Annotated in this window: 2 protein-coding genes and 1 pseudogene; all 3 read right to left on the reverse strand. The window is 30.2% G+C overall.

The annotated features are described in order from the left end of the window. Positions 1 to 44: 44 nt before the first annotated feature. Entirely contained in the window at positions 45 to 764 is a 720-nt protein-coding gene (locus AFK68_RS37990) for an ATP-binding protein (RefSeq protein ID WP_371357211.1), read from the reverse strand. Positions 765 to 850: 86 nt separating this feature from the next. Further along, a pseudogene (locus AFK68_RS37995) lies at positions 851 to 1,709 on the reverse strand (AAA domain-containing protein); the annotation flags it as partial. Beyond that, positions 1,710 to 2,657, reverse strand: coding sequence for an AAA domain-containing protein (locus AFK68_RS38000; protein WP_210407197.1), 948 nt, complete (start codon positions 2,655 to 2,657; stop codon positions 1,710 to 1,712). It lies immediately after the preceding pseudogene. Positions 2,658 to 2,803: the final 146 nt, after the last annotated feature.

Raw genomic sequence — 2,803 nt, forward strand, 5'->3', positions numbered from 1 at the left:
CGAATTTTCCCAAATTTTTAAATGTTCCAACCTATTTAAGATTACTATACAAATTTACCAGACTTAAGTCGAGAACAAACTTTACTACTATCAATATATTCAATTAAATCTTTAAACTGATTAGGAATATTACCAGGTGTTCTTCCTTCATAAGCCATATTATCATTCCCTACAATAATTAATAACTGTCTAGCACGAGACAAAGCAACATTTAATCTCCGATAGTCGGAAGTAAAACCCAAAATTTTCTTAGAATTACTTCTAACTAAATCATAAATAATAATATCCTTTTCTCCACCTTGAAAAGCATCAACTGTATGAATAACAATATCTATATTTTTCCACAACTCCTTATTTTTAGGAGCAATAGTCGATTCTAAAATACCAATTTGTGAACGATAAGCAGAAATAACACCAACCTCTTTTGATAAATTATTCGACTCACAATTTTTTTGAATCTTTGCCAAAACTCCTCTAATAACTTTAGCCTCATAAGGATTAGTGAAACTTTTTCCTGCTGGTTTTTCTTGAGATTTTTCTTTTGAAATATCGCTAGTAGATATCCAATAAATACTGTTCTTCAATTCTGTCAAACCATGTTGTTTTTCCTGAAGATTAACAAATTGACTTTTCACCTCGCTTTCGTAAAATAATGTACTGACTAAATTACCAATATCTGGGTGCATTCTATATTGATTAGCTAGAGTTATCTTATTATTATCCGGCAATTTTTCATAAAGGTACTCAAACAAACTTATCTCCAAAATTATTTTCTCAATTTGTTTTTCATTCCACGCTTTTTCCTGAACTTCTCTATCAATAATTTGCGGTAACTGTTGATGGTCTCCCNATAATGTACTGACTAAATTACCAATATCTGGGTGCATTCTATATTGATTAGCTAGAGTTATCTTATTATTATCCGGCAATTTTTCATAAAGGTACTCAAACAAACTTATCTCCAAAATTATTTTCTCAATTTGTTTTTCATTCCACGCTTTTTCCTGAACTTCTCTATCAATAATTTGCGGTAACTGTTGATGGTCTCCCAGTAAAATAATCTTCTTACCTTTCGACATTGGAACAAAACTTTCCGGTGCAGTCGAGCGAGCAGCTTCATCAATTATTACCCAGTCAAAATTACGGTCTTTAAATCTACCTACTCCTAAACAAGTTGCTCCTACAACATTTATTTCATCTATAAATATAGACATCAAATCTTGTTGTTTTCTCTGCAATTTTTCATTCCATTCTTTATTTAACTTCTCCAAGTTGATGAAATTATGATAATTTTCTTGATTATCGCCCAGGAGACTCTCTAAAAATTTTGACTCTTTATATATCCACACTGAAAGTTGTTTTTGTACCGGATATTCGATGCCAAATTTAACAGTATATTTTTCTATAGATTCCAATATTTTTCGTTCTAACTCTAGCTTTTCATAAATTAGCTCCAAAGCAATATCCGAAAATTCTATAGATGCTGAATTTTCTGGTTCAATAACCAATTCCGAATTAAGTCTAGCAATTATTTTTGTTAATTTGACAGCCAAACTTTTCAACTCTTGGTTTTTATTTTTAATCTCTTCTAATTCAGAAATCTTTTTCACCCCCGATAGAAGTTGCTCATTTTTATCCAGATACTTCTGCCAATAAATAACAGATTTTTCACTAATATATTTTTGCCAATTAATAATAGCTTTCCCCACTTAAAACTGTTTAGCATTTTCTTCTATTTTTTCCTCTATACCAATTCTAATACACTTAATTTCTTGACTTTCCACACCAGAAATTCTCGTCAAAACATTATCCACTGCCACATTAGACTGAGAAGAAATCAAAATTTTATCATTAGGATATTGCTTGATAATTTGCCGAATAATTTCTGTAATTACAGAAGTTTTTCCAGTTCCCGGAGGACCTTGAATTAAAAATATTTCCTCAGTAGCTAAAGCTTTACATACAGCTTTTTTCTGCGACTCATCTAATTGTTGATTAAAAAATTGTCTAATTAATATAGGCTCAATTAACTTAACATCAGAAGGATTAACAATAACCTGAGATAATTCTGGATTTTCTGAATCACCATATCTAATTTCTCTTAAAGCTTTACGTCTTTTTTCAATTTCAGATTCTTCTTTTTGTAAATCTGTTTCAATTTTTCCTGTATTTGATATAGAGTCAATAATTTGATCGGGGCAAAAATCTCCAATACTAATATGTAGTTTTTCAATTAACTCTCCATTACTAGATTTTTCCCCATCAATAATATCTCCAATAGGCAACTGCTTTGATTTTTTTCGACTAGAAGATGATTGTTTTGTAGTGGAAATAGTTATAGGTAGTGGAGGGGATGTAATTTTTTCCAAATCTTCAACAGAGATAGGTTTTGTTAAAGTTACAATTACAATTTGTTTTTGCTGGTTATAGAATTTTTGTTGATATTGAAAAATTGATTTTTGGTCTTTAATAATCTCTTTTTCAATATCAATTACAGATTGCCATTGCTCAAACGTTTCTGCTAAAGCTCTATTATTTTCTATTTCATTTTTAACTTCTTCTTCTTTCTCCCAAATTTTGTATATCAAGTCAGTTAAATCACTCTTCCGCCTTAAGTTTGGATCTATTTCAACAATAGGATATACTTTGATTTCCACTCCATTTTCAACAATTATTTCTTGTGTCTGAGGAGCGACAGATTTTTCGGCTTACTTTTTGGTTGAACAACAATTAAATTAGCTAGTATAGGTTTTGAAGCAAATATATCGCTATGCTTGAATAAATTTTGCTTTCCTTCTAAGTG

The sequence above is a fragment of the Hydrocoleum sp. CS-953 genome (assembly GCF_002260545.1).
In the GTDB taxonomy this organism is placed as follows: Bacteria; Cyanobacteriota; Cyanobacteriia; order Cyanobacteriales; family Microcoleaceae; genus Trichodesmium.